29 protein-coding genes are annotated in these 24,179 nt (G+C 57.1%); 28 read left to right on the top strand and 1 reads right to left on the bottom strand.

What is annotated here, in order from left to right; genetic code table 11:
* Positions 1–67: 67 nt before the first annotated feature.
* From rpoC to ACYVM5_RS04030, 24 genes are all read left to right on the top strand, one after another.
* Positions 68–4,420 (top strand): DNA-directed RNA polymerase subunit beta', encoded by a 4,353-nt coding sequence (rpoC, locus tag ACYVM5_RS04145; RefSeq protein ID WP_460616889.1) that lies wholly within the window; start codon positions 68–70, stop codon positions 4,418–4,420.
* Between the two features lie 130 nt (positions 4,421–4,550).
* On the top strand, positions 4,551–5,024 hold the full coding sequence (locus tag ACYVM5_RS04140; RefSeq protein ID WP_460616888.1) for a hypothetical protein: 474 nt from the start codon (positions 4,551–4,553) through the stop codon (positions 5,022–5,024).
* A 47-nt stretch (positions 5,025–5,071) separates the two neighbouring features.
* A complete protein-coding gene (locus ACYVM5_RS04135) occupies positions 5,072–5,395 on the top strand; it encodes a DUF3467 domain-containing protein (RefSeq protein WP_046245258.1) in 324 nt (107 codons plus the stop codon).
* Between the two features lie 183 nt (positions 5,396–5,578).
* Complete coding sequence (gene rpsL, locus ACYVM5_RS04130) at positions 5,579–6,010, top strand: 30S ribosomal protein S12 (protein ID WP_068191715.1); 432 nt, start codon at positions 5,579–5,581, stop codon at positions 6,008–6,010.
* A gap of 90 nt (positions 6,011–6,100) precedes the next feature.
* The gene (gene rpsG, locus ACYVM5_RS04125; protein ID WP_035567919.1) at positions 6,101–6,568 is read left to right on the top strand and encodes a 30S ribosomal protein S7; all 468 of its coding nucleotides are present in this window, start codon (positions 6,101–6,103) and stop codon (positions 6,566–6,568) included.
* A gap of 103 nt (positions 6,569–6,671) precedes the next feature.
* Entirely contained in the window at positions 6,672–8,810 is a 2,139-nt protein-coding gene (gene fusA, locus ACYVM5_RS04120; protein ID WP_460616887.1) for an elongation factor G, read from the top strand.
* Positions 8,811–8,909: 99 nt separating this feature from the next.
* On the top strand, positions 8,910–9,215 hold the full coding sequence (gene rpsJ / locus ACYVM5_RS04115) for a 30S ribosomal protein S10 (RefSeq protein ID WP_035567915.1): 306 nt from the start codon (positions 8,910–8,912) through the stop codon (positions 9,213–9,215).
* A gap of 96 nt (positions 9,216–9,311) precedes the next feature.
* Complete coding sequence (locus tag ACYVM5_RS04110; protein ID WP_460616886.1) at positions 9,312–10,580, top strand: O-antigen ligase family protein; 1,269 nt, start codon at positions 9,312–9,314, stop codon at positions 10,578–10,580.
* 161 nt (positions 10,581–10,741) lie between these two features.
* Positions 10,742–11,362 (top strand): 50S ribosomal protein L3, encoded by a 621-nt coding sequence (rplC, locus tag ACYVM5_RS04105; RefSeq protein WP_196291005.1) that lies wholly within the window; start codon positions 10,742–10,744, stop codon positions 11,360–11,362.
* Between the two features lie 9 nt (positions 11,363–11,371).
* Positions 11,372–12,010 carry a 50S ribosomal protein L4 gene (rplD, locus tag ACYVM5_RS04100; RefSeq protein WP_201985309.1) on the top strand — a complete coding sequence of 213 codons (639 nt, stop codon included), beginning with the start codon at positions 11,372–11,374 and terminating at the stop codon, positions 12,008–12,010.
* Positions 12,010–12,297 carry a 50S ribosomal protein L23 gene (gene rplW, locus ACYVM5_RS04095; protein ID WP_208178125.1) on the top strand — a complete coding sequence of 96 codons (288 nt, stop codon included), beginning with the start codon at positions 12,010–12,012 and terminating at the stop codon, positions 12,295–12,297. The genes rplD and rplW overlap by 1 nt, the downstream gene beginning before the upstream one ends.
* Before the next feature lie 53 nt (positions 12,298–12,350).
* The gene (gene rplB, locus ACYVM5_RS04090) at positions 12,351–13,178 is read left to right on the top strand and encodes a 50S ribosomal protein L2 (protein WP_196291007.1); all 828 of its coding nucleotides are present in this window, start codon (positions 12,351–12,353) and stop codon (positions 13,176–13,178) included.
* Positions 13,179–13,181: 3 nt separating this feature from the next.
* On the top strand, positions 13,182–13,460 hold the full coding sequence (rpsS, locus tag ACYVM5_RS04085) for a 30S ribosomal protein S19 (protein ID WP_068191730.1): 279 nt from the start codon (positions 13,182–13,184) through the stop codon (positions 13,458–13,460).
* A gap of 1 nt (position 13,461) precedes the next feature.
* Positions 13,462–13,875, top strand: a complete 414-nt coding sequence (gene rplV / locus ACYVM5_RS04080) for a 50S ribosomal protein L22 (RefSeq protein WP_241937056.1) — start codon at positions 13,462–13,464, stop codon at positions 13,873–13,875.
* Between the two features lie 6 nt (positions 13,876–13,881).
* Positions 13,882–14,769, top strand: a complete 888-nt coding sequence (rpsC, locus tag ACYVM5_RS04075) for a 30S ribosomal protein S3 (RefSeq protein WP_196291009.1) — start codon at positions 13,882–13,884, stop codon at positions 14,767–14,769.
* Positions 14,770–14,909: 140 nt separating this feature from the next.
* Positions 14,910–15,335, top strand: coding sequence for a 50S ribosomal protein L16 (gene rplP / locus ACYVM5_RS04070; RefSeq protein WP_046246580.1), 426 nt, complete (start codon positions 14,910–14,912; stop codon positions 15,333–15,335).
* 3 nt (positions 15,336–15,338) lie between these two features.
* Entirely contained in the window at positions 15,339–15,551 is a 213-nt protein-coding gene (gene rpmC, locus ACYVM5_RS04065; RefSeq protein WP_196291010.1) for a 50S ribosomal protein L29, read from the top strand.
* Positions 15,552–15,556: 5 nt separating this feature from the next.
* Positions 15,557–15,853, top strand: coding sequence for a 30S ribosomal protein S17 (rpsQ, locus tag ACYVM5_RS04060; protein WP_196286022.1), 297 nt, complete (start codon positions 15,557–15,559; stop codon positions 15,851–15,853).
* Positions 15,854–15,862: 9 nt separating this feature from the next.
* Positions 15,863–16,231, top strand: coding sequence for a 50S ribosomal protein L14 (gene rplN, locus ACYVM5_RS04055; protein ID WP_035567895.1), 369 nt, complete (start codon positions 15,863–15,865; stop codon positions 16,229–16,231).
* Between the two features lie 3 nt (positions 16,232–16,234).
* Positions 16,235–16,576, top strand: coding sequence for a 50S ribosomal protein L24 (gene rplX / locus ACYVM5_RS04050; protein WP_460616885.1), 342 nt, complete (start codon positions 16,235–16,237; stop codon positions 16,574–16,576).
* 15 nt (positions 16,577–16,591) lie between these two features.
* Positions 16,592–17,146 carry a 50S ribosomal protein L5 gene (gene rplE, locus ACYVM5_RS04045; RefSeq protein ID WP_201985298.1) on the top strand — a complete coding sequence of 185 codons (555 nt, stop codon included), beginning with the start codon at positions 16,592–16,594 and terminating at the stop codon, positions 17,144–17,146.
* Positions 17,147–17,158: 12 nt separating this feature from the next.
* Complete coding sequence (rpsN, locus tag ACYVM5_RS04040; protein WP_035567891.1) at positions 17,159–17,428, top strand: 30S ribosomal protein S14; 270 nt, start codon at positions 17,159–17,161, stop codon at positions 17,426–17,428.
* Between the two features lie 28 nt (positions 17,429–17,456).
* Positions 17,457–17,972 carry a hypothetical protein gene (locus ACYVM5_RS04035; RefSeq protein ID WP_460616884.1) on the top strand — a complete coding sequence of 172 codons (516 nt, stop codon included), beginning with the start codon at positions 17,457–17,459 and terminating at the stop codon, positions 17,970–17,972.
* A gap of 292 nt (positions 17,973–18,264) precedes the next feature.
* A complete protein-coding gene (locus ACYVM5_RS04030; protein WP_460616883.1) occupies positions 18,265–19,299 on the top strand; it encodes a quinone-dependent dihydroorotate dehydrogenase in 1,035 nt (344 codons plus the stop codon).
* Between the two features lie 258 nt (positions 19,300–19,557).
* Here the strand turns inward: ACYVM5_RS04030 and ACYVM5_RS04025 are convergent, their stop codons facing one another.
* A complete protein-coding gene (locus ACYVM5_RS04025; RefSeq protein ID WP_460616882.1) occupies positions 19,558–19,755 on the bottom strand; it encodes a hypothetical protein in 198 nt (65 codons plus the stop codon).
* A 57-nt stretch (positions 19,756–19,812) separates the two neighbouring features.
* Here ACYVM5_RS04025 and ACYVM5_RS04020 point away from each other — a divergent pair, with 57 nt between their 5' ends.
* The 4 genes from ACYVM5_RS04020 to ACYVM5_RS04005 all read left to right on the top strand — a co-directional run bounded on the left by ACYVM5_RS04020 (position 19,813) and on the right by ACYVM5_RS04005 (position 24,021).
* Complete coding sequence (locus ACYVM5_RS04020; RefSeq protein ID WP_460616881.1) at positions 19,813–20,793, top strand: aspartate/ornithine carbamoyltransferase family protein; 981 nt, start codon at positions 19,813–19,815, stop codon at positions 20,791–20,793.
* Positions 20,794–20,885: 92 nt separating this feature from the next.
* Complete coding sequence (locus ACYVM5_RS04015) at positions 20,886–22,190, top strand: dihydroorotase (protein WP_460616880.1); 1,305 nt, start codon at positions 20,886–20,888, stop codon at positions 22,188–22,190.
* Between the two features lie 59 nt (positions 22,191–22,249).
* Positions 22,250–22,783 carry a 5-(carboxyamino)imidazole ribonucleotide mutase gene (gene purE / locus ACYVM5_RS04010; protein ID WP_460616879.1) on the top strand — a complete coding sequence of 178 codons (534 nt, stop codon included), beginning with the start codon at positions 22,250–22,252 and terminating at the stop codon, positions 22,781–22,783.
* A gap of 23 nt (positions 22,784–22,806) precedes the next feature.
* The gene (locus tag ACYVM5_RS04005; protein WP_460616878.1) at positions 22,807–24,021 is read left to right on the top strand and encodes a 5-(carboxyamino)imidazole ribonucleotide synthase; all 1,215 of its coding nucleotides are present in this window, start codon (positions 22,807–22,809) and stop codon (positions 24,019–24,021) included.
* Positions 24,022–24,179 lie beyond the last annotated feature (158 nt).

The raw sequence follows: 24,179 nt of genomic DNA, 5'->3' as shown, positions 1-24,179 counted from the left end.
CCTTCTGGCGAACGGTGCAGAAGCAAACAGTCCAAAGCCAAACAGCTACTAGCTTAACCCCAATCAAATGGCTTTCGCAAAAAACAAGAAAGTAGTTCAGGACTTCTCCAAAGTCACCATCTCGCTGGCCTCGCCCGAAGCAATTCTGGAGCGCAGCACCGGCGAAGTGGTGAAGCCTGAAACCATCAACTACCGCACGTACAAGCCCGAAATGGGTGGCTTGTTCTGTGAGCGGATTTTCGGTCCGGTGAAGGACTGGGAATGCCACTGCGGCAAGTACAAGCGCATCCGTTACAAGGGCATCATCTGCGACCGTTGCGGCGTGGAGGTGACCGAGAAGAAGGTGCGTCGGGAGCGTATGGGCCACATCGAACTGGTGGTACCCGTTGCCCACATCTGGTACTTCAAGTCGCTCCCTAACAAAATCGGCTACCTGCTGGGCCTGCCCACCAAGAAGCTCGACCAGATTATCTATTACGAGCGGTACGTCGTTGTTCAGCCCGGTTCGCTGGCGGAAGAAGGCGTGCAAGTGCTCGACTTCCTCACCGAGGACGAATACCTGGACATCATCGACAAGCTCCCCCGGGAGAACCAGATGCTGCCCAACGAAGACCCCAACAAGTTTATCGCCCGCATGGGTGCCGATGCCCTGCACATGCTGCTGGAGCGCATCAACCTGGACGAGTTGAGCTACTCGCTGCGTGACTCCGCGGCCCACGAAACCTCGCAGCAGCGTAAGGCGGAAGCCCTGAAGCGCCTGCGCGTAGTGGAAGCTTTCCGCGACGCCGCTACCCGCGTGGAAAACAAGCCCGAGTGGATGGTTATCCGCATGGTGCCGGTGATTCCCCCGGAATTGCGTCCGCTCGTTCCGCTCGACGGTGGCCGTTTCGCCACTTCCGACTTGAACGACCTGTACCGCCGCGTTATCATCCGCAACAACCGCCTCAAGCGCCTGATTGAAATCAAAGCGCCCGAGGTGATTCTGCGGAACGAGAAGCGCATGCTGCAGGAAGCTGTGGACTCGTTGTTCGACAACTCGCGTAAGGTGAACGCTGTGCGCGCCGAAGGCAACCGCGCCCTGAAGTCGCTGTCCGATATGCTGAAAGGCAAGCAGGGCCGCTTCCGTCAGAACCTGCTCGGTAAGCGTGTCGACTATTCGGGCCGTTCGGTAATCGTCGTGGGGCCGGAGCTGAAGCTGCACGAGTGCGGCTTGCCCAAGAACATGGCGGCCGAGCTGTTCAAGCCGTTCATCATCCGTAAGCTCATCGAGCGCGGCATTGTGAAGACGGTGAAGTCGGCCAAGAAAATTGTGGACCGCAAGGACGCCGTGGTGTGGGACATCCTGGAAAACGTGCTGAAAGGCCACCCGGTGCTCCTCAACCGGGCTCCTACGCTGCACCGTCTGGGCATCCAGGCATTCCAGCCGCGCCTCATCGAGGGCAAGGCTATCCAGCTGCACCCCCTCGTTTGTACGGCCTTCAACGCTGACTTTGACGGTGACCAGATGGCTGTGCACGTGCCCCTCGGCCCGGCCGCTATCTTGGAAGCCTCGATGCTCATGCTGGCATCGCACAACATCCTGAACCCCGCCAACGGTGCGCCCATCGCGGTACCGTCGCAGGACATGGTTCTGGGTCTGTACTACGTGACCAAGGGCAAGCGCAGCACCGAAAACGAGAAGATTCTCGGCGAAGACCGGATTTTCTACTCTGACGAGGAAGTTGTTATCGCCATCAATGAAGGCCAGCTTTCTAAGCACGCTTTCATCAAGGTGCGGACGCAGATTCGCGACGAGAACGACGACCTCGTAACCAAGGTGGTTGACACCGTGGCCGGCCGTGTGCTGTTCAACCAGCTCGTGCCCGAGGAAGTAGGTTTCGTAGACGAACTGCTGACCAAGAAGAAGCTGCAGCAAATCATCTCGATGGTGTTTAAGCGCACGGGCATGGCCCGTACTGCTCAGTTCCTCGATGACATTAAGACCCTTGGTTTCCAGTCGGCCTACAAAGGCGGCCTGAGCATGGGTCTCGGCGACATCAACATCCCGAAAGAGAAGGACGAGCTGGTGCTGCAAGCCCAGAACGACGTGAAAGCCGTAACCCAGAACTACCAGATGGGTCTGATTACGGACAACGAGCGTTACAACCAGGTTATCGACATCTGGACGCGCATCAACAACCAGATTACGGAAACGTTGATGGGCCGTCTGGAGAAAGAAAACCAGGGCTTCAACTCCATCTACATGATGATGCACTCGGGAGCCCGTGGCTCGCGCGAGCAGATTCGTCAGCTGGGCGGGATGCGTGGCCTGATGGCCAAGCCCCAGAAGTCGCTGCAAGGCTCGATTGGCGAGATTATCGAAAACCCGATTCTGTCGAACTTCAAAGAAGGCCTCGACGTAATCGAGTACTTCATTTCGACACACGGTGCTCGTAAAGGTCTGGCTGACACGGCTCTGAAGACGGCTGACGCCGGCTACCTGACCCGTCGTCTGGTAGACGTTTCGCAGGACGTTATCGTGAACGAGCCGGACTGCGGCACGTTGCGCGGTATCGAAACCTTCGCGTTGAAAGACAACGAGGACATCGTAGAGCCGCTGGCCGAGCGTATCCTGGGCCGCGTAACGGTTCACGATATCATCGACCCGCTGACCGGCGACGTTATCCTGACTTCGGGTTCCGAAATCAAGGAAGACACGACCCGCCGCATCGATGCCACGAGCATCGAATCGGTGGAAATCCGCTCGGTGCTGACTTGCGAAAGCAAGCGCGGCATCTGCGCCAAGTGCTACGGCCGCAACCTGGCTTCGGGCCGCATGGTGCAGCGTGGCGAGGCCGTGGGTGTTATCGCCGCCCAGTCGATTGGTGAGCCCGGCACGCAGCTGACACTGCGTACCTTCCACGTAGGTGGTACGGCCTCCAACATCGCCGTGGAGTCGAACATCAAAGCCAAATTCGCTGGCGTGGTGGAATTCGAAGACGTTCGCACGGTGGCTACCACCGACGGCGAAGGTCGTAAAACCGACGTGGTAATGGGCCGCTCGGGCGAAATCCGCATCGTGGAGAAAGGCACCGGCCGCGTCTTCACCACCAACCACGTGCCTTACGGCTCGTTCATGTTGGTGAAAGAAGGCCAGGAAGTGGAGAAAGGCACCGAACTGAACACCTGGGACCCTTACAACGCCGTTATTCTGGCCGAGTTTGATGGTACCGTGCAGTTCGACGCCATCACCGAAGGCATCACCTACCGTGAGGAATCGGACGAACAGACCGGTCACCGCGAGAAGGTAATCATCGAATCGAAGGCCAAGGACCAGAACCCGTCTATCATCGTGCGCCCCGGCAAAAAAGGCGATGTGGAAGGCCAGAAGGCCTACAGCATCCCGGTGGGTTCGCACCTGAACGTGGAGAACAACGACAAAATCACGGCCGGTCACATCCTGGCCAAGATTCCGCGTTCGGTGGGCAAAACCCGCGACATCACCGGTGGTCTGCCGCGTGTGACGGAGCTTTTCGAAGCCCGGAACCCGTCGAACCCCGCCGTGGTATCGGAAATCGATGGCGTGGTAACCTACGGCACCGTGAAACGCGGTAACCGTGAAATCTACGTGGAGTCGAAGGACGGGGTGAAGAAGAAGTACATGGTGCCGCTGTCGAAGCACATTCTGGTGCAGGACAACGACTTCATCCGCGCCGGTGCGCCGCTGTCGGATGGTGCCATCACGCCTTCGGATATCCTGAGCATTCAGGGCCCTGGCGCTGTGCAAGAGTACCTCGTGAACGAGATTCAGGAAGTGTACCGCTTGCAGGGTGTGAAAATCAACGATAAGCACATCGAGGTGGTTGTTCGCCAGATGATGCAGAAAGTTGTGATTCTGGATGCCGGTGACACGTCGTTCCTCGAAAACCAGGTGATTGACAAAATCATCTTCATGGCCGAGAACGACATGATTATCGACATGAAAGTGGTGACCGAAGCCGGTGACTCGACCAACCTGAAGCCCGGTCAGATTGTGACGGCCCGTCGCCTCCGCGACGAGAACAGCAGCCTGAAACGCCGCGACCTTGCCCTCGTGCAAGTGCGCGACGCCCAGCCTTCGGTATCGCGCCCCACGCTGCAAGGCATCACGCAGGCCTCGCTGGGTACGCAGTCGTTCATCTCGGCCGCATCCTTCCAGGAGACGACCAAGGTGCTGAGCGAAGCCGCCATCCGTGGCAAGGCCGACCAGCTGCTGGGCCTGAAGGAGAACGTAATCGTTGGTCACCTCATCCCGGCCGGTACTGGCTTGCGCGAGTACACGCGTCAGGTAGTAGGCTCGAAAGAGGAAATGGAGGCTGCCCAAGCCGCCCAGGCCGCCGAAGCTGCCGTTCCCACCAAGCGCCCCAGCCGTGCTGGCAAGCGCGAAGTGTCGGCTGAGTAAGCTGGCTCTTTAAAGCAAGAAGAAGCCGACCGGTGCAAACCGGTCGGCTTTTTTGTTTTCTATATCTTGGGCCTGTACACTAAAAAAACGAGAGATGACAAGTCCATCCAGTAACGTCCAAATAATCTTTTTGCCTGCTAGCTTTCAAGGATTTAATAAAAGGAAGTTGCTCAAAGCATTAACGAAATGCCCAACTGGTCTTCTTAACGTTCAGCAAGCAACAAGCTACTTGCTTAGTACATATAAACTGGCCAATAGCTGGCAAAAGCAGTATTATAATCTGGACGCAGATGAAGAGAATGCAATTGCCAAACTAGGGCTATTAAAGATGCTAATACCTTTTTCATTCGATGAATATCCAGCAAGCTTTCTGTTGCTTGAGGATGAGAAGCAATACATGTTTCACCTAGATTCATTCATCAATATGTTATGCTCTCGAATCAAAGATGTATATGCTCTAAGTAGCTTTCGCAGCTTCCTGCATGAGAACTCCGGATTGGACGGGTTTTCTGTAGTTGCCAAGGATTATTATAACGCCACTCATGCACCCGCAAACTCATTTAGTGATATCACTACTGCTAGTCAAGCAGACCAAACAACGTAGGTTTGCCTGATGGCAAGCCTTGTGGCAACCTTAAAAACTGAGAATCTATGCAACCAACCGACCAAAACCCGGACCCCAACGCCATCAACATCGAGCTTTCCGAAGCCATGGCCGAGGGCGAATACGCCAACCTCGCCATGATTGCGCACAGCAACAGTGAGTTTGTGATTGACTTCATCCGCATGATGCCCGGCCTGCCCAAGGCCAAGGTTAAGGCACGTATCGTCGTCACGCCCGAGCACGCCAAGCGTCTCCTGCAAGCCCTCACCGAGAACATCGAGCGGTTTGAAGCCGCTTTCGGCACCATCAAGATGCAGAGCGAAGCCCCGAGCTACCCGATGAATTTCGGCGGCGCGGTAGGGGAGGCATAAGCTGAACCAGAAGCTTTAGCTGCGAAAGCGCCCCCATTTTTCAGTGGAGGCGCTTTCGTTTTTAGGTCAAAACCGGCACTCCTAAAATTAACATCCTCACTATGTTTGCTATTGCGGCGAAATAATCTTACCTTTGCAAGCCAAATTTTAGGGGCAAACGGCTCCAAACAAACCATTCGCTAAATGCCAACCATCAATCAGTTAGTACGGAAAGGCCGTGAGGCTTTGACTACCAAGTCGAAGTCGCCCGCCCTTGATTCGTGCCCGCAGCGTCGGGGCGTGTGCACCCGTGTGTACACCACCACGCCTAAGAAGCCGAACTCGGCTATGCGCAAAGTGGCCCGTGTGCGCCTTACCAACGGTAAGGAAGTAAACGCATACATCCCCGGTGAAGGCCACAACCTCCAGGAACACAGCATCGTGCTGATTCGTGGCGGCCGGGTAAAAGACTTGCCAGGCGTACGTTACCACATCATCCGTGGCGCCCTGGACACCGCCGGTGTAAGCGGCCGCACGCAGCGCCGTTCGAAGTACGGTGCCAAGCGTCCGAAGCCCGGTCAACCCGCCGCAGCAGCTGGCAAGGGTGGCAAAGGCGCACCCGCTAAAAAGAAATAAATAGAATTAGTAGCGAGTAATAAGTATTGAGTGGCAGGCCAGTCCTGCTGCTCGCTACTCAATACTTACTACTACATACTTACTACTATCATGAGAAAGTCAAAACCGAAGAAGCGCATCTTGCTGCCGGACCCTAAGTACAAGGAGACGCTGGTAACCCGTTTCGTGAACTACATGATGTACGACGGCAAGAAAAACCTGGCGTACACCATCTTCTATGACGCCTGCGACCTCGTGGAGCAGCGCACCAAGGAGAGCGGCCTCGAAATGTGGCGCAAAGCGTTGAACAACGTGATGCCCACCGTGGAAGTGAAAAGCCGCCGCGTAGGTGGTGCCACCTTCCAGGTTCCGATTGAAGTGCGCGCCGACCGCCGCATTTCGGTGGGTGCCAAATGGATGATTCAGTACGCCCGTCGTCGTGGTGAGAAGACCATGAAGGACAAGCTGGCTGGCGAAATCATCGCCGCTGCCAAAGGCGAAGGTGCTGCCGTTAAGAAAAAAGACGACACCCACCGCATGGCTGAGGCCAACAAGGCCTTCTCGCACTTCCGTTTCTAACCCAAGTGCGAATGAACGAATGAGTGAATGAGTGATTTACCCCTAACGGAACCTAATCACTGATTCACTCATTCGCTTATTCACAAACTCACTCATTGTAATAATGGCCGTTAATAAAGACCTCTATTACCTCCGCAACATTGGGATTATGGCGCACATCGACGCCGGTAAGACCACGACGTCGGAGCGTATTCTGTACTACACGGGTAAAACCCACAAAATCGGGGAAGTGCACGACGGTGCCGCCACGATGGACTGGATGGAGCAGGAGCAGGAGCGCGGCATCACGATTACCTCGGCTGCCACGACCACCTTCTGGAACTACCCCACCGACATCAAGGGCGACCCGACGTCGGAAACCAAGCAGTACAAAATCAACCTGATTGACACCCCTGGCCACGTTGACTTCACGGTAGAAGTAGAACGTTCGCTGCGCGTGCTCGACGGTGCTGTTGCGTTGTTCTGCGCCGTTTCGGGCGTTGAGCCGCAGTCGGAAACCGTATGGCGTCAGGCTGACAAATACAAAGTGCCCCGCATTTGCTTCGTCAACAAGATGGACCGTGCCGGCGCTGACTTCTTCAAAGCCGTGAACGAAATCAAGGAGAAACTGGGCGCAAACCCCATTCCTCTGCAGATTCCGATTGGTGCTGAGGAAACCTTCAAAGGTGTAGTTGACCTGCTGACTGGCAAAGCCATCGTGTGGGACGACAAAACCGAAGGCAAATCGTACGACGAAATTCCCGTTCCCGAGGACCTCGTTGACACGGTGCGCGAGTGGCGCGAGAAGCTCGTGGAAAGCGTTGCTGAGTACGATGATACGTTGATGGAGAAATTCTTCGACGACCCGGACTCTATCACCCGCGAGGAAATGATGGTGGTAATCCGCAAAGCGGTTATCGACATGAAGTTCTCGCCCGTGCTTTGCGGTTCGGCCTTCAAAAACAAGGGTGTACAAACGATGCTGGATGCCGTTATGGCCTACCTGCCGTCGCCCCTCGACATGCCCGCCATCATCGGTACCAACCCCGAGAACGGCGACGAAATGGAGCGTCACCCCGACAACTCGGAGCCCTTCACCGCCCTGGCGTTCAAAATTGCTACCGACCCGTTCGTAGGCCGTCTGTGCTTCTTCCGCTGCTACAGCGGCGTACTGGACTCGGGCTCGTACGTGCTCAACAACCGCACCGGCAAGAAGGAGCGTATCTCGCGCCTCATGCAGATGCACTCCAACAAGCAGAACCCCATCGACAAGATTCAGGCCGGTGACATTGCTGCAGGTGTTGGTTTCAAAGACATCAAAACCGGCGACACGCTGACCGATGAGAAGAACCCGATGGTTCTGGAGTCGATGAGCTTCCCCGAGCCGGTAATTGGTTACGCCATCGAGCCGAAAACGCAGGCTGACGTCGACAAAATGGGTATGGCCATCGCCAAGCTCATCGAGGAAGACCCCACGCTGCGCGTGAACACGGACGAGGAAACCGGCCAGACCATCCTCCGCGGCATGGGCGAATTGCACCTTGAAATCATCATCGACCGCATGCGTCGTGAATTCAAAGTGGAAATCAACCAGGGTGCTCCGCAGGTGGCCTACAAGGAGATTCTCACCAAGGTGGTGGACCACCGCGAAACCTACAAGAAGCAGACCGGTGGCCGCGGTAAATTCGGCGACATCGTGTTTGAACTGGGTCCGAAAGAAACCGAGCCGGAGAAACCCGGTCTGGAGTTCGACAACGCCATTGTAGGCGGTGTTATCCCCCGCGAATTCATCCAGCCCATCCAAAAAGGTTTCGAAGAAGCCATGAAGCGCGGCCCGCTGGCCGGCTTCCCACTCGAAGCCATGAAGGTGCGTCTGTACCACGGTTCGTTCCACGACGTTGACTCGGACGCCCTGTCGTTCGAACTTGCCGCCCGTGACGGTTTCCGTGAAGCTGCCAAGAAGGCCGGCCCGAAATTGCTGGAGCCCATCATGGCCGTTGAAGTGGTTTGCCCCGATGAGTACACGGGTCCCGTAACCGGTGACTTGAACCGTCGTCGTGGTCTGATGAAAGGCATGGACACCAAAGCCGGTGCCCAGGTTATCAAGGCCGATGTTCCGCTGTCGGAACTGTTCGGCTACGTAACCGCGCTCCGCACGATTTCGTCGGGTCGCGCTTCGGCTTCGCTCACGTTCTCGCACTACGAGCAAGTGCCGAGCAACTTGGCCGAAGGCATCATCGCCAAAACCAAAGGAGGTAAATAAGTGATTGACGGATAGTGGCTGATAACTGTTAGCCACTATCTGCTAATCATCAAAATCAAAGCTTTTCAAAACGGGGGCAATCGGCTCCCACCCAACCAAATGAACCAGAAAATTCGCATTAAGCTGAAAAGCTACGACCACAACCTCGTAGACAAATCGGCCGAGAAAATCGTGAAAGCTGTGAAGGCCACCGGTGCCATCGTTAGCGGCCCGATTCCTTTGCCGACCCAAAAGGAGAAGTTCACCGTGCTGCGCTCGCCCCACGTGAACAAGAAGAGCCGGGAGCAATTCCAGCTTTGCACCTACAAGCGCCTCGTGGACATCTTCTCGACCTCGTCGAAGACCGTTGATGCCCTGATGAAGCTGGAATTGCCCAGCGGTGTTGACGTAGAAATCAAAGTCTGAGGCACCGATTTCAGCGTGAATTGAGTTAAAGCCCTACCGTGATTCGTCGCGGTGGGGCTTTTTCTTTAGAACTTGCGGCGCTACTACTGATTTTTCATGCTTGCTGTCTTTTCTCTTGCTCGATTACACCGCTCTGCCTTCTTCTTCTGTGCCTGCATTATCATTAGCATTTTCTTAGTCAACTGGCTGAGAGTCGCGCTGGGTATTGCTATGGGAGGGCTGGCCGTAACAAGCGTGGTTTTCGCCTTGGTGCATAAGCGCATTGCCAACCGTGCGTTGTGGCCCGTCTTCGGGAGCATCGCAATGGTATTCGTATTGCATGTCCTGGCCGGATTTTATACGCAAGCCGGCAACATGGACGAGTATCGGTTTGACTTAGGAATGCAACTGCCATTTCTAATTCTACCTCTTTCGTTCTGGCTATTACCTGCTTTACCTAGTCGCTATTTACGCCGGTTATGGGGGATTTTTATCGCCATGACGGTGCTGGCAGCCTTCGGTGCTACCGTCAACTACATATTGCATGCTCGGGAAATAAACGAGTCATACATGCACTCCAAAGTGATGCCAACCGAGCCGGACCATATCCGCTTCAGCATCATAATCACCATGGCCATTGCCGCCGCCGTTCTACTGCTGGCCCATCGGGCAATGCCACAGGCATGGCGCGGTTGGGTTAAAGCTGCTATTGTAGGGCTGGCGTTATTCCTACACCTGCTAGCCGTGAGGAGCGGGGAAATGACCTTTTATGCTTTGGGGGGAATGGCGGTTCTATGGCTGGGCTTTTCCAGAAGGCAATGGAAAAAAGCCATTCTATTAGCTGCAGCCCTGTTAATTCTGCCAGTGGTGAGCTACCTGGCATTTCCCACTTTCCGCAATAGGGTATACAATACCCAGGAAGATGTGAGCAAGGTGCAGGAGAGTTCCGAAGGGAAGAATTTCTCTATATCGGCCCGGGTGTATTCGTACCAAGCGGCGCTGGCAGTGTGGCGCGATAACAAACTGGTAGGAGTGGGGAAGCCAAACCTAGAGGGCGAAATGGCCAAGCGCTATGCGAAGCTGCACCCACAGCTTACGCCGGAATTCTACATTTTGCCCCATAACCAGTATTTGTACAACTTAGCGGCGTATGGCGCTATCGGTTTACTTGTATTCTGCCTCAGCCTGTTCTATCCCGCGTGGTGGGCACGCCACAGGCATGCACCATTGCTACTGGCGCAATATATTAGCATCGCACTGTCATTTCTAGTCGAATACACGCTGGAAACGCAGGTTGGTCTTGCATTCGTTGTCTTCTTCTTGCTTCTGGCACTTCAAGGCCTAATGCCTTGCGAAGAGAACGACCCGACTTGGCGGCCAGCATAAACTGGGCTCTAGACAGAGTCTTTCAAGGAGCTAACAGCCTCACTGAGAAAATATTTCTCAGTCACATTGGGATAGCGCCAGCTTTTTTTCTATCTTTGCACTCCCTTAGCGAAAACGGCACTCGGCCGTTTTCTTTTTGTGTTCATTAATAACCAAATAGAATGCCTGGCATCATCGGTAAAAAAATCGGTATGACAAGCCTCTTCACTCCGGATGGGAAAAACATTCCCTGCACGCTCATCGAAGCGGGTCCGTGCGTAGTGACGCAGGTTAAGACTATCGCGAATGACGGTTACACCGCCATTCAAATTGGGTACGGCGAGAAAAAAGAGAAGAACACCACCAAAGCCTTGGTTGGTCACTTCAAAAAAGCCGGTACGACCCCCAAGAAAAAACTGGTTGAATTCCGCCTCGACGCCGAATCGACCTACGCCGCTGGCGCTACCATCGACGCGACTCTCTTCGAAGAGGGCGAGTTTGTGGACGTTGTAGGCACTTCCAAAGGCAAGGGTTTCCAGGGCGTTGTAAAGCGTTACAACTTCCAGGGTGTTGGTGGCCAGACCCACGGCCAGCACAACCGCCTGCGTCACCCCGGTTCTATCGGTGCTTGCTCGTGGCCTTCGCGCGTATTCAAAGGAATGCGCATGGGTGGCCGCATGGGCAACGACCGCGTGAAAGTGCAGAACCTGAAGGTGATGCGCGTAGTAGGCGACAAGAACCTGATTCTGGTGAGCGGCTCGATTCCCGGCGCGAAGAATTCTTACGTGGTAATCGAGAAATAGACTAGTACGATGGAACTCGCAGTATATAACCTCAAAGGCGAAGACACCGGCCGCAAAGTGACCCTGTCTGACGCCATCTTCGGTCTCGAAGTAAACGAGCACGTGATGTACTTGGACGTGAAGCAGTACCTGGCCAACCAACGCCAGGGCACGCACAAGTCCAAGCAGCGCAACGAGGTGCACGGCACCACGAAGAAGCTGAAGAAGCAAAAAGGTACGGGCGGCGCCCGCGCCGGCAGCATGAAGTCGGGTGTGTTCGTTGGTGGTGGCCGCATGTTCGGTCCCCAGCCCCGCGACTACGGCTTCAAGCTGAACAAGAAGACCAAGCGCGTAGCTCGTTTGTCGGCTCTGTCGAGCTTGGCGAAGGATGGCAAAATCTCCGTTGTGGAGAACATTGCCATGACGGCTCCCCGCACCAAGGACTTCGTTGCCATCCTGGACGGCCTCAAGCTGACCAACGGCAAAAAGACCATGCTTGTAACCGGCGAGGTGAACAAGAACGTCATCCTCAGCGCCCGCAACCTGCAGAAAGTGAAAGTGTCGACGCCCATTGGCCTCAACACCCACGACCTGCTGAACACGGACACGCTCCTGATTTCGGAAGACGGCATGGCTTCATTGGTTGAACTCTATAGCACCGCCGAATAATGAGCACCCTGAAACGCCCCATCGTTACCGAAAAGGCCACCGGCCTGAACGAGAAAGGTCGCTACACGTTCGAAGTGGAGCGCACCGCCAACAAAGTGCAAATCAAAAAGGACATCGAATCGCTGTACGGCGTGACGGTAACCGAAATCAACACGATGCGCACCATTGGCAAAATGAAGTCGAAAGGCACCAAAGGCGGCCAAGTTTCCGGTCGTCGTGCTCACGGCAAGAAAGCCATTGTGACCGTGAAAGAAGGCGACGTTATCGACTTCTACGGCAACCTCTAGGCCGACCCAGCTTCGCCTCAAATTTTTCGCCGCAAAAGCACAACTAGCTAGTAATGGCACTTAAAAAACTCAGACCAACAACCCCAGGGCAGCGCTTCCGCGTTGCGCCGGCGTTCGACGAGATTACGACGTCGACCCCGGAGAAGTCGCTGATGACTTCCCTCTCCAAATCGGGTGGCCGGAACTCTTCCGGTAAAATGTCCAACCGCTACATCGGCGGTGGTCACAAAACCCAATACCGCATCGTGGACTTCAAGCGCGACAAAGCCGGTGTTCCGGCCGTCGTGAAGTCCATCGAGTACGACCCCAACCGCACGGCGCGCATCGCCCTCGTCAACTATGCCGATGGTGAGAAGCGTTATATCATCGCTCCCGCCGGCATGACGGTAGGCGCGAAGATTGTGTCGGGCCCCGGCGTCGCTCCCGAAGTAGGCAATACCTTGCCGCTGCGCGAGATTCCCCTCGGTACCATCCTCCACAACATTGAGTTGCAGCCCGGCCAAGGCGCTGCAATGGCTCGCTCGGCCGGCACCTACGCCCAAATCGTAGCCCGCGAAGAGAAGTACGCCACGCTGAAATTGCCTTCGGGCGAGATGCGCATGGTGCTCGTGACCTGCATGGCCACCGTTGGTACCGTGTCGAACGGCGACCACATGAACACTGTGATGGGCAAAGCCGGCCGTAACCGCTGGGCTGGTCGTCGTCCGCGCGTTCGTGGTGTGGTAATGAACCCTGTCGACCACCCCATGGGTGGTGGCGAAGGCAAATCGTCGGGTGGTCACCCGCGGAGCCGCAACGGCATTTTGGCCAAGGGCCAGAAGACCCGTAACAAGAACAAGTATTCGGAGAACCTGATTGTGAGCCGCAAAGGCAAGAAGTAATATATGGCACGTTCACTCAAAAAAGGGCCGTACATTGACTTCCGGCTGGAAAAGAAAGTCACGGCACTCGAAACGGCTGGTAAGAAATCGGTGGTGAAGACCTGGTCGCGCCGCTCGATGATTTCCCCGGATTTCGTTGGCCACACGTTCGCTGTTCACAACGGCAATAAGTTCATCCCGGTGTATGTGACCGAGAACATGGTAGGGCACAAGTTGGGCGAATTCGCCCCGACGCGCAACTTCCGTGGTCACGTCGCCAAAAAAGATAAAGGCAAGCGCTAAGATGGAAGCAGTAGCAAAACTCCGCAATGTGCCGACCTCGCCTCGCAAGATGCGTTTGGTGGCCGACCTCGTGCGCGGCAAGAAAGTGACCCAGGCCCTCGGCCTGTTGCGCTTCGAAGCCAACATCGGCGCCGAGAAGATTGAGAAACTGCTCCTGTCGGCCTTGGCCAACTGGCAGCAGCACAACGAAGAAGAGCGGATTGAGGACGCAAACCTCTACATCAGCGAAATCTTCGTGGACGAAGGCCGCCAGCTGAAGCGCCTGCGCCCCGCCCCCCAGGGCCGTGGCCACCGCATCCGCAAGCGCAGCAACCACGTGACGCTGAAAATCGACACGAAGGTTGAAAAGCTTGGTTCCAAGCACGCCAAGCAAGTTGGCACTACCGAAAACCCTAAGGCCGACGCCAAATCCTAATTTAGTATGGGACAGAAAGTAAATCCGGTTGGCTTCCGCTTGGGAGTTATCAAAGGCTGGGACTCCAACTGGTACGGCGGCAAGGACTTCGCCGAGAAACTGGTGGAGGACGAGAAAATCCGCAAGTACATCAATGCGCGCATTCAGAAAGGTGGCATCAGCCGCATTGTGATTGAGCGCACCCTGAAGCGCATCACCATCACCATCAACACGGCTCGTCCGGGTGTGGTAATTGGCAAAGGCGGCCAGGAAGTAGACAAGATTAAGGACGAGCTGAAGCAAATCACCAGCAAAGACGTTCAAATCAACATCTTCGAAATCAAGCGTCCGGAGTTGGATGCCAAGCTGGTAGGCGAGAGCATTGCCCAGCAGTTGGCCGCTCGTATCTCCTTCCGTCGCGCCATGAAGATGTCGATTCAGGCTGCGATGCGTGTTGGTGCCGAAGGCATCAAGATTCAGTGCGGTGGCCGTCTCGGCGGTGCAGAAATTGCCCGTTCGGAGCAGTACAAAGAAGGTCGTACGCCGCTGCACACGCTGCGCGCCGATATCGACTACGCTTTGTCGGAAGCTCAGACCGTGTATGGCAAAATCGGCATCAAGGTGTGGGTAATGCGCGGTGAGGTGTTCGGCAAGCCCGACCTCTCGCCGAACCAGCAACTCACCAACCCCGGTGGCGGCGAAGGTGGCGGTGGTCGTCGTGACGACCGTGGCCCCCGCGGCGAGCGTCGCGAAGGCGACCGTGGCCCGCGTCGTGACGGTGGTGCCGGTCGTGGTAACGCTGGCGGTGGCGACCGCGCCCCCCGTGGCGCTGGCGACAACGCCGGTCCCCGTCGCAACGGCCCCGCCCAAGGCGGTGGTGCTGCCGGCGGTGCCGCTCGCGGCCCGCGTCGCTAAATCATTGTTCGGTGTAGAGACGCAGTATTTTGCGTCTCTACGCTAGAACGATTTTTCCGCTTTAGCCTGACGGCGCGGAACCGGAGACGCAAAATATTGCGTCTCTACATCCCCAAGAATCTCTTTTAAATTTCAATAAAATGTTACAACCGAAAAGGACCAAGTATCGCAAGATGCAAAAGGGTCGCGTAACAGGCCTCGCCTACCGCGGCAGCTCCATAGACTTCGGTTCGTTCGCTATCAAGTCGCTGGAAGTGTCTTGGATTACGGCTCGCCAAATTGAGGCTGCTCGTATTGCCATGACCCGCGCCATGAAACGCGAAGGGCAAGTATGGATTCGCATTTTCCCCGACAAGCCAATCACCAAGAAGCCCGCTGAGGTGCGCATGGGTAAAGGCAAAGGCTCGCCCGAGTATTGGGTAGCCTGCGTGAAGCCCGGCCAAATCATGTTCGAGTCGGACGGTGTGTCGCTGGAAGTAGCTAAAGAATCGCTGCGTCTGGCGGCTCAGAAGCTCCCCGTAAAAACTTCATTCGTGGTTCGCCGCGACTATACGGACGCTGCTTAAGTCATGAAGAACAAGACCGACCTCAAAGGCCTTTCCGCTGAAGCGCTGAAAGAGCAAATCAAAACCGAGCAGGCCCAGGGCCAGCAGTTGCGTTTCGCCCACGCGATTTCGCCCCTGGAAAACCCCGCCCGCCTCAAGGCCAACCGTAAAAACGTCGCCCGCTTGCTCACCGAGCAGACTCGTCGGAACAACGAGCAGGCCTCTAACCCCGCTTAATTCCGATGGCAACCGACGTAACAACCCAAGACCAAGCCGTAGCTGAAGACTCGCGCAACATGCGCAAGGAAATCACCGGCACGGTAACGAGCTCGAAGATGGACAAGTCCATCACCGTGGCTGTGGTGCAGAAACAAAAGCACCCCAAGTACGGCAAGTTCGTGACCAAAACCACGAAATTCCACGCCCACGACGAGAAAAACGAGTGCGGCGAAGGCGACACGGTGCGCATCATGAGCACCCGTCCGCTGAGCAAGACCAAGCGGTGGCGCCTGGTTGAAATTGTTGAACGCGCTAAATAATCTGAACCGATGATACAGCAAGAATCCCGCCTGACGGTGGCCGACAACAGCGGCGCCAAGGAAGTCCTCTGCATCCGCGTTTTGGGTGGCACGGGCAAGAAATACGCCAGCGTTGGCGACAAGATTGTGGTGGCCATCAAGTCGGCTATCCCTTCGGGCAACGCCAAGAAAGGCACCGTGAGCAAGGCCGTAGTGGTACGTGTGAAGAAGGAAGTGCGCCGCAAAGACGGTTCGTACATCCGCTTCGACGACAACGCCGCCGTGTTGCTCAACAACAACGACGAGCCCCGCGGCACGCGCATCTTCGGCCCCGTGGCCCGCGAGCTGCGTGAGCGTCAGTTCATGAAAATCGTATCCCTAGCCCCCGAAGTACTCTAAGCCATGGCTATCAAGAAAGCAGACCCCGTGCAACTGCACGTAAAGTCGGGCGATACCGTGAAGGTGATTGCAGGCGACGAAAAGGGCAAAACCGGCGTGATTAAGTCGGTAAACCGGGTAACCCAGCGCGTAACCGTGGAGGGACTTAACCTGGTGACGAAACACAACAAGCCGAGCGCCAAATCGCCCCAGGGCGGCATCACCAAGATGGAGGCGCCCATGCACGTGAGCAACGTGCAGGCTATCAACCCCACCACCGGTGAGCGGGTGCGCAAAGGCGCCGCAGCGGCCGCAGCTCCGGCTGCCCCTGCCAAAGCCAAGCGTGCCTCTGCCAAAACGGCTTAAGCAGCCCCCACCATCATGGCCCGTCTCAAAGACATTTATAAAAAAGACGTTGTACCCGCGCTCCAGGAGAAATTCCAGTTCAAGAGCATCATGCAGGTACCCCGTATTACCAAAATCTGCATCAACCGCGGCATTGGCGCGGCGGTAGCCGACAAGAAATTGGTCGACAACGGCGTGGAAGAACTGACGGTTATCACCGGCCAGAAAGCCATTGCCACCATCGCCAAGAAATCGGTGTCGAACTTTAAGCTCCGCGAAGGCATGCCCATCGGTGCGAAAGTGACGCTGCGCGGCGAGAAAATGTACGAGTTCATGGACCGCCTCTTGACGGTGGCCCTGCCCCGCGTACGTGACTTCAAAGGCATCAACGACAAGGGTTTCGATGGTCGTGGCAACTACACGCTCGGCGTGAAGGAGCAAATCATCTTCCCCGAAATCTCGATTGACAAAATCAAAGGCATCTCGGGCATGGACATCACGTTCGTGACCACCGCCGAGAACGACGAGCAGAGCTACGAGCTGCTGAAAGCGTTCGGTATGCCTTTCGCCAACGCTAAAAAAGACGCTTAATCTTCCGAACTCATGGCTAAAGAATCCATCAAAGCACGGGAGCGCAAGCGCATTGCCACCGTGGCCCGCTACGCTGAGAAGCGCAAGGCTCTGAAAGCTGCCGGCGACTATGAAGGTCTCGACAAGCTGCCCAAAAACGCTTCGCCCGTGCGCCTGCACAACCGCGACATGATTGACGGCCGCCCCCGCGGCTACATGCGCAAGTTTGGCATCAGCCGCGTGCGTTTCCGCGAAATGGCCCTCGCCGGGAAGATTCCTGGCGTGACCAAGTCGAGCTGGTAGTCAATACCAATTCCTAAAGCATTGCTCAATGCGCCACTGCATCATCTATTGTTGCTTGGCGTGTTGGGCAATGTTTTTTTGTGCCCATACCGCAACGGCGCAAGTATTCGGTCCAGATAGGAAGTTGCCCGCTTTACCGCAAGCAGATAGTTTAGCCTACAAGAGGTGGCAATTGGGTACCCCGTTTGCATCTATGTGCAATGGACTTGTTGAAAGCGGAGTTTGGAAGCATAATGGCTACATTATCCCAGAGGGACTAGCTGGTGACGAGAATATTTGCGAAAAATTTCAAACCAAAGATGGCCGTTCAGACCTTCTACTTTGCTTCATAGGAATTGACCGGCTGACTTCACTTGTATTCACTTGCCAGCGAGGAACTGAGAAAGAAGCTCAATGGAATAGTAAGCTGAAAAGCTGCCGAAATATGCCCAAAACCAATAAGTGGCTTGATGAAGAAGCCGGAGTGGAGGTTACAAGGGAATATGTAATGGGAAAGCCATTCGCTGTTCAGTATAGCGTAAGGCGTATTGGGAAAGGGCTTTAATCTTCGCCAATGTCAATGAAACAGGGTTGCCTCAATATTCGGGGCAACCCTGTTTCTGTTTAATCAGCAGCACCTGCTGAGCCCCCAGCCCCTCTAAGTTTCTCCAGATGCGCGCCGGGCGGGTGGGAGAGGGGCAGGCAAGATGTTGGAGTTTTCGCAACACTGTCGCGCATTGGCCTTTCGGGGTTGATTCAGCAAAGCCGGAGAAATTTCATAAACATTATTCCGGGCCTACGCCTGGTTTGGCAGGGCTTCTTCCCCGACCTTTACCAGCCATTTGAATCTGCTGCCCGTGTATAAAGCCCTTGTCAAACCCGTCCTCTTCAATCTTGACGCCGAGCGTGCTCACCATTTGGTTTTCAATAACCTGCGGCGCGCGGCGCGGGTGCCGGGCACGCCGGCGCTGCTGCGGGCCCTATATGACTTCCAGCATCCTAGTTTGGAGCGCGAGGTTTTTGGGCTGAAATTTCCCAATCCGGTGGGGCTGGCGGCGGGGTTCGACAAGAACGCGGCTCTGACTGATGAACTGGCCACGCTGGGCTTCGGCTTCGTGGAGATTGGGACGGTGACGCCCCGACCGCAGCCCGGCAACCCGCAACCGCGCCTGTTTCGGCTGCCGCAGGACGAGGCGTTGGTGAACCGCATGGGTTTCAACAACGACGGGGCGGCCGTAGTGGCGGCCCGGCTGGCCCGGCGGCGCAACCGCCAGCTCCTCATCGGCGGCAACATCGGCAAGAATAAAGACACGCCCAATGAGCGCGCCGCCGAGGACTACGTGGCCTGTTTCGAGGCACTGGCCGAAGTGGTCGACTACTTTGTGGTGAACGTGAGCTCGCCCAATACGCCGGGCCTGCGTGAGCTGCAGGAGAAGAAGCCGCTGATTGAAATCCTGCAGCGGGTGCAGACCCGTAACCAGGCCCGCACCTCGCCGCGCCCGCTGCTCCTCAAAATAGCACCCGACCTCACCGATTCGCAGCTCGACGATATTCTGAAAATTGCCCGCGAAACGCAGCTTAGCGGCTTGGTGGCTACCAACACCACTATCAGTCGCGCCGACCTGACGACAGAACCTAGCTACGTGGCCAGTCTGGGCGCGGGCGGGCTGAGTGGCCGGCCGCTACGGGCGCGGGCCACCGAAGTCATCCGCTACCTGCACCGCAAATCCGACGGCGGCTTGCCGATTATTGGTGCGGGCGGCATCCATTCGGCCGCCGATGCGCAGGAGAAGCTGGCGGCCGGAGCTACGCTGGTCCAGCTTTATACCGGCTTTATTTACGAAGGTCCGGCGTTGGTGAGCCGGATAAACCGGAGTCTGGTGCGGGGCTAAGCTGTGGCCCGCGCGGGTGCCAACAGGAGGCAAGCGGCATGCTCGACACTGCAATAAAGCGCTAAAGTTAGGCGGGAAGGAGCTGGCTGGGCAATTGCTTGCGAGGGCCGCATTTTTTTGCGAGACGAAAAGACCGGCAAAAAGGGCTTCGCTTAGCCTGTTAGGTCGAAAATCAAAGTTGAGAGAATCGGTATGAAAGAAATTTAATATTATCGATGAGTTGCCGGGCGTAACAATGCCGTATTTTTGCCCCATGCTTCAACCAAAAACCTTGTTGATGAAGCGCGGAACCTTGCCCGGCAGCGAACCGCGAATGACCCGAGAGGTCGTTGCTGTTATCGGTTCTCCCGATTTTGCCGCTGGTATTTCCGTTGTTTTTTCCTGGTTTTGCCCCGCCACCGTTTCGGATTCCGAAACGGTTTTTTTGTGCCCATAGCGTTGGGTATTGTTGAACAAGCAGAGCAAAACCTCCGATTCGTAAACTGACCACGTACTTATTTTCCCCGCTCCGGTATGGCACGTAAAGACCTGCTCGACATCGCCTCCCTGCACCGGGAGGAAATCGAGTTTTTGCTCGACCAATCCACGTCCTTTAAAAAGCTGTTCAGCCACTCGGTAAAGAAGATTCCCGCGCTGGAAGGCAAGTCCGTGCTCATGCTGTTCTACGAGGCCAGCACCCGCACGCATTCTTCCTTCGAGGTGGCGGCCAAGCGCCTTTCGGCGGAGGTCACAAACTTCGATGTGGCCAACTCCTCCATTACTAAAGGCGAGTCAGTGCGCGAAACCATTGAAACGCTGCAGGCCATGCGCACCGACTACATCGTCGTGCGCCATAGTCATCCCGGCCTGCCCGGCATGATTGCCCGCCAGACCACGGCTTCGGTCATCAATGCTGGCGACGGGGCCCACGAGCACCCCACCCAGGCCCTGCTCGATGCCTTCACCATCCGGGAGAAGTTTCCCGACCCCCGGGGCAAGAAGGTCCTCATCATCGGCGACATTCTGCACTCGCGCGTGGCGCGCTCTACTAGCACGCTGCTGCAAAAGCTGGGGGTTGAAGTGGCGTATCTGGGGCCGGGCTCGCTGGTGCCTAAGTATGTGCCGGCTAGCATCCGGCGCTTCACGGATTACGAGGCGGCCATGGCCTGGGCGCCCGACGTGGTGTACCTGCTGCGCGTGCAACTGGAGCGCCAGGACGTGCAGTTTTTCCCCAGCGTGCGCGAGTACCACCGCGTTTACGGCATCACCACGGCCCGGCTGGCCGAAATCGGCGACCGCGGCCTCTACATCATGCACCCCGGCCCCGTGAACCGGGGCGTCGAGCTGTGCGATGCCGTGATGGACTACGAGCGCAGCCTTATTACCAACCAGGTCGAAAACGGCATTTCCGTTCGCATGGCGGTGCTTGATTGGCTCACGCCGGGCGGCGATTTTCCGAAGCAGGAATCGTACGTGGCCCCGCAGCGCGCCAGCTCCGAGGTAGTTGTGCCCTAAATGACAATCTTAATTGGGCGCTCAACATGACGCTCATTTTTACCAACCAGAATATTCCCCACCTTTTGCCGGTTCACCGCCCTTCTTCCTCCATGCTGCTCCTTCAAAACGCCCGCATCGCCACCGAAAACTCCCCCAAGCTCGTTGAGAGCGATGTCCTGATTGTCGAAGGAATCATTGAAAAAATCGGCCCCAAACTGGCCATTCCCAAGGGTTCCCGCGTCATCGATGCCCGCAGCCGGGTGCTGATGCCCGGCATGTTTGATGCCCACGTTCATTTCCGTGCCCCTGGCTTCGAGAACAAGGAAACCATTACCACGGGCAGCGAGGCCGCCATCAACGGCGGCGTGACCGGCGTGGTGATGATGCCCAACACCCGCCCGGCCCTCGACTCGGCCACCGCCGTGGCCACCGTGCTGGAAAACGCCACGCACCGGTCTCGCATTCCGGTGTATACCTCCGGCTGCGTAACAAAGAACCGCGAGGGCAAGGAACTAGCCGAGATTGAGGGCATGCACGGGCTGGGCGTGAAAATGCTCACCGACGACGGCGACACCACGGCCGACCCGGCGGTGCTGCTGCGGGCGATGCAGTACGCCACCGAGTTTGGGATGTTTTTCGCCAGCCACTGCGAGGTGCCGGAACTGGCCGGGCCGCGCGCCCTCAACGAAGGGGTGATGAGCTACCGGCTCGGCATCAAGGGCTCGCCGGCCTGCGCGGAGGAAATCATTATTGACCGCGACATTCGGCTGGCCCACGCGGCGGGCGCGCATGTGCACATCCAGCACGTATCGAGCAAGCTGGGCATGGAAACCATCCGCTGGTGGAAGTCGCGCGGCGACGTGCGGGTGACGGCGGAAGTGACTCCGCACCACCTCATGTTCACCGACGAGCACATCGGCGACTACGATACCAACTATAAGATGAACCCGCCGCTGCGCACACAGGCCGACTGCGATGCCCTGCTCGAAGGCCTCGTCGAGGGTGTCTTCGACATCATTTCCACCGACCACGCGCCGCACACGCCGTTCGAGAAAGCCCAGGATTTCATCAGCGCGCCCAACGGCATCACTGGCCTCGATACGGCGCTGGTGTCGCTCTATCACCATTTCGTCGAGCCCGGCAAATTTGGGTGGGACGTGGTGGTGAAGCGCTACTCGGCCGAGCCCCGCCGCCTGATGGGCCTGCCGGTTCCCACTATCGCAGTCGGCCAAGCTGCCGACTGCGTTTTGTTCGATACTGAAGTGGAAACCACTTTTACCAAGGACTTCATGAAATCCAAGTCCCAGAATACGCCTTTCATCGACCAGACGCTGAAGGGCCGGGTCGACCTGGTGGTGTTGGGCACGGAAATCCTGCTGGAGCGCGAACCGCTCGCCGAGCTGTCCGAAAAATAAAAAGGCGGCCAGGCGGCATGCCGCGCCGCATGACGTTACCTGAAAAAGCATAATTGAATATGGATACCTTCTTCACAAGCGATACTTCCAGCCCCGGCATCGCCCCCGACCAGCCGCTTATCGGCGTGGTGATGGGCTCCAGCAGCGACTGGGATACCATGCAGCACGCCGTGCAGATTCTCACGCAGTTTGGCGTGGCGCACGAAGCGCGCGTAGTATCGGCCCACCGCATGCCCGATGACTTGTTTGCCTACGCCGAACAAGCCGGGCCACGTGGCTTGCAGGCTATCATTGCCGGGGCGGGCGGGGCGGCCCACCTGCCGGGCATGCTGGCCGCTAAAACGACCGTGCCCGTGCTGGGCGTGCCCGTAGCCAGCCGCCATTTGCAAGGTGTGGACTCGCTGCACAGCATCGTGCAGATGCCGAAAGGAATACCAGTGGCCACGTTTGCCATCGGTACGGCCGGGGCGGCCAATGCCGCGCTGTTCGCCGTGAGCCTGCTGGCCCTGCACAACCCGGACTTGGCAACCAAGCTGCAGGTGTTTCGCGCCGAACAAACCGAAGCCGCCCGCGCTATGACACTGCCCGTATGAGCGTCGAAAATTGTGTTGCCGCTATGACCCCAATTTATCCGGGCAGCACGGACGCGGCCGGCCAGCGGGCCACCCTGGGCGTGCTAGGGGGCGGCCAGCTGGGCCGCATGTTTGTGCACGCCGCCCAGCGCCTGGGCTACTTCACCGCCGTGCTCGAGCCCGACCCGCAAAGCCCGGCCGGGCTGGTGAGCCACCACCACATTCGAACCGCCTACGACGACCCGGCCGGGCTGGCGCAGCTAGCCCATTTGTGCCAGGCCATTACCACCGAGTTCGAGAACGTGCCGGCCCAAGCTCTGCAAACGCTGGCGCAAACCCGCCCCGTGGCGCCCGGCGCGGCCGTGGTTGGCATTGCTCAAAACCGTATTGAGGAAAAAGCCCACTTCGTGGCCTGCGCCAGCCTGTCGGGCGTAAGCTGCGCGCCCTATGCCGTAATTGAGACGCTGGCCCAATTGCAGGCCGTGCCGGCCGATTTGCTGCCCGGTATTCTAAAAACTGCGCGCCTTGGCTACGATGGCAAAGGCCAGGTTCGGGTCGGGACCGTCGGGGAGTTGGCTGCCGCTTGGGCGGAGCTGGGTGGCGTAGCCTGCGTGCTGGAAAAGATGTTGCCGCTCACCGCCGAATGCTCGGTGCTGGTGGCGCGCGGCTGGGACGGGCAGGTCGTCAGTTTTGCCCCGCAGCGCAACGTGCACGTCGGAGGCATTCTGGCCGTGACGCACGCCTACGCAGGCAATATGCCACCGGCTTTGGCCGGCCGGGCCCGTGAGGCCTCCGTTTCCATCGCGCAGCATCTCGGATACGTGGGGGTGCTGTGCGTCGAATTTTTTGTGGTGGCGGACGGCAGCAAGGATGGCGGGCTAATAGTGAACGAAATGGCACCGCGCCCGCACAACAGTGGCCACTACACCCTGGATGCCTGTGACGCGTCGCAGTTCGACCTGCAGGTGCACGCCATGGCGGGTCTGCCTTTGCCGCAGCCGCGCCAGCATTCCCCGGCCATCATGCTCAATCTGCTGGGCGATGTGTGGTTCGATGCCAATGGCCAACCGCAGGAGCCAGACTGGCGCGGCGTGCTGCGCCTGCCGGGCACACATTTGCACCTCTACGGTAAGGAGAAGGCCCGTCCCGGCCGCAAGATGGGCCACCTGACCATCACCGGCTCAGAGGTTGCCAGTGTTAGAACCGTGGCGCGACGTGCCGCAAGTCTGCTTAGCTTACCAGGCCAGGATGCCATTTAGCTGTCGTTGACGGCGTTTAAACAAGCAACGACTGTTTCTGCCCGGCCCTGCTATAAGCGACCAAGCGGTAGCTTACGCTACTCCCAGCTTTTCCCGTTGCTAGGAGCAGTAAGTGATGAATAAGGGAAAGGCGTAAGAAGGAAAGTTTTGGGAGCAGT

Source organism: Hymenobacter ruber (genome assembly GCF_054783255.1).
This window is presented reverse-complemented; position numbering and strand designations above follow the sequence as displayed.